This is a genomic window from Gloeocapsopsis crepidinum LEGE 06123, assembly GCF_015207655.1.
GTDB lineage: Bacteria > Cyanobacteriota > Cyanobacteriia > Cyanobacteriales > Chroococcidiopsidaceae > Gloeocapsopsis > Gloeocapsopsis crepidinum.
The window spans coordinates 1-8,180 of record NZ_JADEWN010000109.1 but is presented as its reverse complement, the minus strand read 5'-3'; the positions used below and the strand labels follow the sequence as shown (position 1 = coordinate 8,180).

The window sequence follows — 8,180 nt, the reverse complement described above, 5'->3', positions numbered from 1 at the left end:
GCCAGCTTCTGCTTAACTTCTTCAACGCTCTGGTGGGCTACAACTCGACTGACTCTTGCCATAACAGTGCTCGTTTCTCGGTTAACTGCACCCTACCCTAATTGTTCTTTAGAACGCAAGTTCGTATGACGTATTAATTCCAGCTTAGTGGAAACTTCTTCACTCAAGTGATTCATGATGTTCTTAAGGCTGAGGGGTGCAGGGGAGGTGGAGAGTTATGATTTCTCACAATTTTTAACTTGGTGTTATGCTCAGTTCGCTACTGATAACGACAGCTTGTAACTCTTTTGCTTTTTCCTCTGGAAGCGCATCGTTGGCAAACATCCCTGCGGCGAGTTCGGTTCCTGCTAAATATTTCAGGCGATCACTTGTCCGGTAGGGAGGATAAAATTGGGCGTGCAAATGTGCTTCAGGATGCGCTTCGCCATCGGTAGGTGCTTGAAACCACGCCATCAAGTACGGAAATGGGCGCTGCCATAAGCCATCATATTTAAGTGTCACCGTTTTTAAAGCTTTGGCAAGACTCCAGCGTTGCGCTGCACTCAGGTCACAAAAGGTTGCAACGGGCTGAATTGGGGCGATCCAGACTTCATAAGGATAACGCGCACATACCGGCACGAATGCGATCGCTGCTTCATCTTGATAAACGATTCTTTGGTTGTCGGCAATCTCATTGACAATCAAATCTTGCAGCAAACCCCGTTGATGTTCCGCGTAAAAGTGCCGTTGCATCTCTAGCATGCGTGCGGGTACGGGTGGAATAAACGGATAAGCATAAATTTGTCCGTGGGGATGGTGTAACGTTACACCCACCTCCACACCCTTATTTTCAAACGGTAGGACGTACTGAATCTGACGATTTTCTCCGAGAACGCGCGTGCGATCACCCCACACTTGTAACAGCAAATCTAAGTGGTCAAGTGCCAGTGAACCCAGCGAAGCTTGCGGATCTTGCGTAAATACCACCACCTCACAAGCACCATGCGCGGGTAAAGTTTCCACAATAGACTGCGGTGGATCGTGTGCAGCCACTGTGAGTGAGGGAAAGCGGTTCTCAAACACGGCGACGTCATATCTACCTAATGGTAGTTCAGTCGGAAACGTTGGTTTGCTGGTGGGTGCGAGGGGGTTATATTCTGGAGGCGGCATGAACGTCCGCGCTTGACGGTGACTCGCGTAGGCTACCCATTCACCGCGTAAGGGATGCCAGCGCAGATGCGGATTGGCTTGCACTGGTTCATTACTAGGGCTGACGGCTGTGATTTTGCTATCAATTGGGTAGCGACTGTACAAAGTTAAATGACGACCATCTGGCTTTAGCAGCTTGTGGGAGTACATACTCCTCCTGATAAAGTTGCCTTACGAATTGCCTCAATCGAGATTTTGGGCGTGCGATCGCTGTACAATAACCCGTTAGCTTCTTGAAACGTATCTGCGAACTGCGTGTAACAAAAGCCGCTGAATATCTCGATATTATTCACCGTTTCCAGCAGCGCAGTATACTTCATTTCAAGTTCGGAAATATTGAAACATCGCTCATATCCCCAGATATCAGCATCCGGTTTGTCATCTGGGGCGTAGGCAATTCCGCCAAACTCGGTCAGCATGACAGGTTGTCCTTGATGCGGATAGTTATCTAAGGTTAAGATTCGCCCTCCAGGACGCCGCCGTTCAAAAAGATCCGATAGCTTGACTTCTGGACCATAACGATGTGCTAACCGCAAAGTGTTAGTTTCGTAGTCATGAATTGCGAGAATATCGGTGTCAGTACTTTCCCAACCATCATTACCAACCACCGGACGCGATGGATCGAGTGTCTTGGTGAGGTGATATAATGCGAGAACATAGTTGCGGTGTGCTGGTGTTTCAACTAAGTTCGGGACTCCCCAAGATTCATTGAATGGCACCCAGACGACAATACACGGGTGACTGATATCTCGCTCAATGACCTCTGTCCACTCTTTGGTAATGCGTTCTACAGCTTTGGGAGTGAAGCGGTAAGCGCTGGGCATTTCCTCCCAAACAAGGAGTCCTAAGACATCTGCCCAGTACAAAAAACGCGGATCTTCAATTTTTTGGTGCTTGCGAACTCCATTGAAACCCATTGCTTTGACAAGTTCCACATCGCGCCGCAGCGCCGCATCGGAAGGTGGAGTCATTAATGTCTCTTGCCAGTAACCCTGATCGAGAACCAACCGCAAGTAGTAGGGACGACCATTGAGCATAAAGCGATCGCGTTGTATCCCTACAGTGCGCATTGCTGTGTAGGATTTTACTTCATCGAGCAGCTTGTCTTGCTCCCATAATTGAATTTCGGCATCGATCAACGTTGGTTTCTCTGGACTCCAGAGTAATTCGTTGCGGTAGTCGTCGATTCCTGGATCGGAAAGGGCTATGCGGCGATGAATCTCTCCGTTGAATACTTCGTAAGTATCTTTTACTAATACTGTATCGCCAATCCTGAGTTTTACCTTGAGCTGGATACCATTTTGGCGATCGCCGGTGATCGTAGCATGAAAACCAATTTCCCAACGCTCAAATTCTGGAACCCAGCGAATGCGATCAATATAAGTTCCGCTTACACGTTCAACCCAGACTGTCTGCCAAATGCCACTCGTGCGCGGATACCAAATACTATGTGGTTCTAACTGCCAATCTTGCTTACCACGAGGCTTAGCCAAGTCATGCGGATCGTCCTGCGCCCAAACGGTAACTTTCGTTACCCCACTGTTATTTAACACAGGTGTAATATCAATACTGAATGGAGTATGTCCGCCTTCATGATCGGTCATGAATTGACCATTAACCCAGACACGAGCGCGATAGTCTACAGCTCCAAAATGTAGCAACAATCTGCCTTCACCCAGCAGTGTTGCAAATTCTCGCTCATACCAACAGTTTGGGTGAAATCCTAGCTCTTTAATACCACTTTTGGTAGATTCGGGAGCGAATGGAACTTCTATACTATACATCCACTCACTAATATCGCTGGGTTGAACAAACTGCCCTTTGTCGTCAAACACGAATTTCCACGCACCGTTTAAACTATACCAGTTCTGGCGTTGCAGTTGTGGACGTGGGTAGCCGTCTACCATTAAGTTAGTCCTACTAACATCAGCATTACAGTGTAATTCAGTCTCCCAGCTCGACGTCTCCAATAACAAATTCATTAAAACATATCCTTTAGGCGCTACACGAAAAATTCTTTTTCCTAAAACCTACTGCTGCAAGCCAAACTCAACTACACTCCAGACATATAACATTTTTTGAAATATTGTTGAGGGAGTAATCTAGGTTTAATTACCTATATCAACTACTAAAATTCTAAAATTTAGTGCTAGTACTTGCCATTGAACAAGGCAAAGAACCTTTGCATAAGAAAATAGGATTACACCAGTGATGCTTTAAAGATTTGATAGCACACTAAATATGTTTAGATCGCGTATTTAAATATATTATTCAAAAGTTTTGCGACTTCTACTTTCAATACTAAATCTAATTTTAGACGTAACACTAGTGATAATAGCATCCTATATTTTGAGGATTTTAGAAAAATCAAGTAGTGACTATTTTGCTATTAACAAAATAGTCCAAAAGTTCGGCGTTGCTGAATAAGTAGTGGATATGCTAAAAAAGAAAGAGTTAACAAAACTCGGTCAGTCTAGATGAAGTGTCCACAGTGCGACTCCTCTAATCTTCGCAAAGATGGCCATCAGAATGGCAAGCAAAGGTTTGAATGCAAGGATTGCGGTCGCCTTTTCCGAGAATCTTACCAGGTCAAAGGTTATCACTCTCAAGTTAAAAAGATTTGTTTACAGATGTACTTGAATGGCATGGGATTCCGCGCTATTGAAAGAGTTACAGGCATTCACCATACGACTATCATCAACTGGGTCAAAGAATCAGCACAAGAGTTGCCAGAAGATGAACAAGAGCAGCCGACGGTAGCCGAGTTGGATGAACTTCAAACCTATGTCGGTTGTAAAACAGACAAAATCTGGCTTTGGACAGCTATCAATCATCATGCTCCTGGCATTTTAGCCATGGAAGTAGGCGATCGCAGTGGTCAAACTTTTGCCAAGCTTTGGCAGAGAATTCAAACCTGGAAAAGCCGCAGGTATTTAACAGATGGATATTGTGTTTATGCTAACTATCTCAACCCAAAAAAGCACTTAGTGCTACCTAAAATTCTCTTGACGAGAGTTGAAGGAGAGAATACGAGATTAAGGCATTATTTAGCTAGGTTACATCGAGCCACTCTTTGTTACTCAAAATCTCTTGAGATGTTACGATATTCAGTCCGGCTACTGATGCACTATTTAAGATTTAAAACACTTCCCCTAGCCACTTAATCCACTGTTCATTCAGCAACGCCCAGGGCAGAGCGCATCCAACACCTTATGCCAGCGGTCATGCTCGTCCTTAAAAATTCGCAATAAACTATGTTGGCGTGGCGGTAGAGTCGCATCACTAGAGGTTGAATCATTGGCTGCAGCGATCGCCTGTTCGCTCTCATGGGGAGTAGTTTTAGAAGATGCTTTAGAGGTAAGTTTGGTTAGCTCTGGTTCGACCTGCACAGGCTGAGCTGGTAGCACTGACTCTACAGCCTCTAGCGGTGCTATTGATTCTGCTTGAGGTAGTGGCTGCGTTGGCTCTAGTTGTACTTCATTCTGATTCAGGGAAGGTAGCGCATTAGCATCCAGTAGCACTCCCTGACCTTCTAAGCGTTGACCCTGCTCGTTGACTAATCGGTAGTGGAAGTAATGACTAGTCGCGATGCTATTGGGTGCAGCCTGCTGCTGGTCAAGTACGTGTCCGAGATAGTGCTGGAGGAACCTGTGCTCGTGTTTGGTGGGAGGGCAGAACAAATAAATCGCGATCGCCCCATACACGCCTCGAAGCCTGTGAATTGAAACAGTCTTCTTGCCAGCCAATACAGGTATAATGCCAGTGTCTTGGAAGAGCTGTTTAACCTCGCGGTCAATACGCGTATTGAGTACTCGGATTCTTGGATCTTTGCTATCAACTCCTGCTAATTGTTCGATGGCAGGCAGCGTGCGGAACTGCTCGATGCCCTCTAGTACTTGATTTGCAGGTACGAGCGTGAGAATATCGAATCCAGGTGCCGTCTCACCTTCACCCATCTGCTTTTTCTGCTGTCCCTGAAAGTGTAATAGGTATGGATGGTGAGTCAGTTGAAAGTGTCCCTTGCTAATCACTTCAGTATGCCGCCTACCTGTCAGTGCGGCAATAGCGATTGCTAGGTGTCGCTCGTCATTTGATGCCAGCAATTCAGTGGCTGTATCGAGGTAACGTTGCAGTGGCACTGGTTGCAGATTGTCTTGTCGGCTATTATTCGCTGCTGTACCTTCCCCACGAATTTGTTGGTAGGTGGCTTGGTCGTACTTGAGGTAGTCAAGCGCGAAGTGTTCCTGTGTTTGTCCGAGTTCTCCCGTATTGCGCTTAGTCCAAGTCACTAGATGACTATTTTCATTAGTTAGGAGCAAAGTGCCTGTAGAAATTGCATCCTCGATCAGTCGGCGGTATAAAGGTATCTGATTGCCAGCGATCGTTGCTTGCGGATAGCCTTCTTCTAAAAGTTGAATTTCAGCTGTGCATAAAGCTTTAATCTCATTAGGTGAGTTAAGCAATTTTAAGTGGTCAACAAAATGTAGTGCTAGCTGTTCTAACTCGTGTTTGGAGAGCTTGGTGCGATCGCCTTTGTGGATGCGCTGACGGTAGCGGGCAATAATTTCTTCTCTACTGAGGTCAAACCGAGTGGCATTGCTCATAAGTGCAGGAGCTAAGGATTAGAAATCAGAGGTAGGTGGAGTCTAGTTTTGAGGAATTTCTAGCATCGTGTTAAGTAGTAGGTTTTGAATGAATTGCTCCTGTATACAGCCGATTATACCTACCTCAAAGGCTTTTCAGCTTAAGCGTATAAAGTAGCCTTTGACTGTAGTAGGCTCACGAGCAATTGCGTTTTAAGTTTGTTGCTTCCCTGCATTGTTACTGAGAGCTTGTTAACAGAGTAGTGGAGAGATTTGTCTAACTACTCTATTCAATTAATTTATACAATTATATTCGATAAATATGCATTTATGTCAAATAGCTATACGATATAGACAGGATAAGAGTATACGACTATAGCAGAGAGGGTAGCTATTGTTGCTAGCAGTTAAATATTATGAAGATTCAGGTAATTGCTGAGAATAGCAATATATAAGAATTTCAGAGGATGGCGTAGGGCAAAATCTGCACCTCATTGAATGTGTAGCCGAGACGTGTCAGTCTTTCTCGGCCTGTACGAAGCTCTCACTAAAGACAGGATAACTGGCAGTCGCGATCGCCTTGTCACAACTCCCAGTCAAGTGACAGTGTTGGAGTGAAAGTCGAGCAAAGTCCAAGTGTAACTGCTCTAGGTGGTGAGCGATCGCATCCTAGTTACAGTTTAAGTAAATTGAGTTAGCGCTTGCAGGGATTGAGCGGCAGTCACTTGTTTGAGTTGAAACAGCAAGGAGTGAGTGTGACCAATGAAAAAGCTGAGGCTGTATGCGTATAAGTTGAAGATATTGTACAGTTAATAGCAGGTGATTTCAATTCAAGCTGTATAAATTTGATAGTCAGCACTGCAAAAAAGTGCTTGACTCGTGTTCAGTCCTGATCTATAGCGAACGCGTGTCTTAAAGGGTGGGAATCAAGCCATCCTGCAGCCATTGCATTATCTGGAAAGGATGAGCAATCCGGAGAACATGGGTTGGAGCGGTATGAATAGCATATCGTTGCGGTAAAACAATATGCGTGTCTTTTGAGATAAAATCTTTGAAATTGGCTGTCACCAATACTGATGCCCGACCTGCCAAGGCAGTTTCCAGAACGTGGACATCTTCGCTATCAGAGAGTGCAATGACACCAGTACCACCCAAGGTTAACTGCGGTGCAGCACCAACTGGCCCAAGCTCAGCATATCCCTTAATTGCATCAATGTACAAGTTGGCAGCTGTTTGCGGGACATTTAAATCTTTTTCCAGCACCAACCGTAGGCGATTGAGCATACCCCAAGAAATGATGAGCTGCACTGAACCAAGCGAACACCAGCCTTGCCGAGCCATCTCAACCAGAGTTTGGCAAGATGTACCCTGCCTGCCCTTCAAATCCGCAAGCAGGGCAGCACACCAAATATTTAGATCCAGGCATATCCGCAGCACTTCGGTCATACATCTGCTACTGGGTAAGCTTAACAGCAGCAGACAGGATATCGTCTTCTGTTGCTATTTGGTTCAGATTCGCAACCTGAGCGTGCTTGAGAATCTGTCGCTGTGCCACCTTGTATTGAATGTGTAACAAGGCACGAGTAATCTCCCTTTTAGTTTCCTCTAGATCGTCAAGAGAGCCAAGTGCTTCAATTTGCCTTAAGGCATCGCGTGCTTCTTTTGGTAGTCCGACAAAAAACTTTAATGCCATACCAGCAATTTGAGCTGGCGGTCGTTGCTCCAGTCTGGCAAGGTCGGCAACACGGCCAGCAGTCTGGGCATCGGTGTAAGCAGATATTGTCTTCCCAGCCATACAAACCTCAATTTGTGAGCCTAAGTTTTTGAGTTTCTATAGAAATTATAGTTTCTATAGTAAGAATTTACCAGGAAGGATAGTTGTTCAAAACTTAAGTTGGAGCGGACTGGGAGAGCGAAAAATTTCGGGGGAGATAGGCAACAATTCAGCAGGGGTTCTAAACATTAATCATCCCAAAGACCTTGAAACCTAACAGATGCAAGTTCGGTATAATGCACTGTGTGCTGAATATTTTTATGTCCCAAGTAACTTTGAATTGTCCGAGTGTCAATACCTCGATTAGCCAAATAATAACCTGTTCCATGCCGTAGCATATGAGCATGAACAGGAAAAGGTAAGCCAGCTAACTGACCAGCCCGTTCAACAATTCCGCCGACAGTATCAAATGCTAATGGCCGAATGGCACTAAGAAAAGCGGAAACGCTTATCAATTAAGCAGTCTGCAATTGTTTACGTAATTCTTGCCGAGGCTTAGTCAATCTGGGGCGTTGCTGAATGAACAGTGGATTAAGTGGCTAGGGGAAGTGTTTTAAATCTTAAATAGTGCATCAGTAGCCGGACTGAATATCGTAACATCTCAAGAGATTTGGCGTTGCTGAATGAACAGTGGA

7 protein-coding genes are annotated in these 8,180 nt (G+C 45.2%); 1 reads left to right on the top strand and 6 read right to left on the bottom strand.

From position 1 onward, the window contains the following. Positions 1-234: 234 nt before the first annotated feature. Positions 235-1,338: a galactose-1-phosphate uridylyltransferase gene (gene galT / locus IQ230_RS25430; RefSeq protein ID WP_193934977.1), complete on the bottom strand. Its 1,104-nt coding sequence runs from the start codon at positions 1,336-1,338 to the stop codon at positions 235-237. After that, positions 1,317-3,095: a glycoside hydrolase family 2 protein gene (locus IQ230_RS25425; RefSeq protein WP_228055372.1), complete on the bottom strand. Its 1,779-nt coding sequence runs from the start codon at positions 3,093-3,095 to the stop codon at positions 1,317-1,319. The genes galT and IQ230_RS25425 overlap by 22 nt, the downstream gene beginning before the upstream one ends. Positions 3,096-3,665: 570 nt before the next feature. Here IQ230_RS25425 and IQ230_RS25420 point away from each other — a divergent pair. After that, entirely contained in the window at positions 3,666-4,352 is a 687-nt protein-coding gene (locus tag IQ230_RS25420; protein WP_193931492.1) for an IS1 family transposase, read from the top strand. 12 nt (positions 4,353-4,364) lie between these two features. Here IQ230_RS25420 and IQ230_RS25415 read toward each other — a convergent pair whose 3' ends face one another. The 4 genes from IQ230_RS25415 to IQ230_RS25400 all read right to left on the bottom strand — a co-directional run bounded on the left by IQ230_RS25415 (position 4,365) and on the right by IQ230_RS25400 (position 8,000). Continuing rightward, entirely contained in the window at positions 4,365-5,792 is a 1,428-nt protein-coding gene (locus IQ230_RS25415; protein ID WP_228055369.1) for a telomere resolvase, read from the bottom strand. Between the two features lie 891 nt (positions 5,793-6,683). Beyond that, complete coding sequence (locus tag IQ230_RS25410; protein WP_193934975.1) at positions 6,684-7,217, bottom strand: PIN domain-containing protein; 534 nt, start codon at positions 7,215-7,217, stop codon at positions 6,684-6,686. A 7-nt stretch (positions 7,218-7,224) separates the two neighbouring features. Continuing rightward, on the bottom strand, positions 7,225-7,566 hold the full coding sequence (locus IQ230_RS25405; protein WP_193934974.1) for a hypothetical protein: 342 nt from the start codon (positions 7,564-7,566) through the stop codon (positions 7,225-7,227). 167 nt (positions 7,567-7,733) lie between these two features. Then, complete coding sequence (locus tag IQ230_RS25400; RefSeq protein WP_265576261.1) at positions 7,734-8,000, bottom strand: tyrosine-type recombinase/integrase; 267 nt, start codon at positions 7,998-8,000, stop codon at positions 7,734-7,736. Positions 8,001-8,180 lie beyond the last annotated feature (180 nt).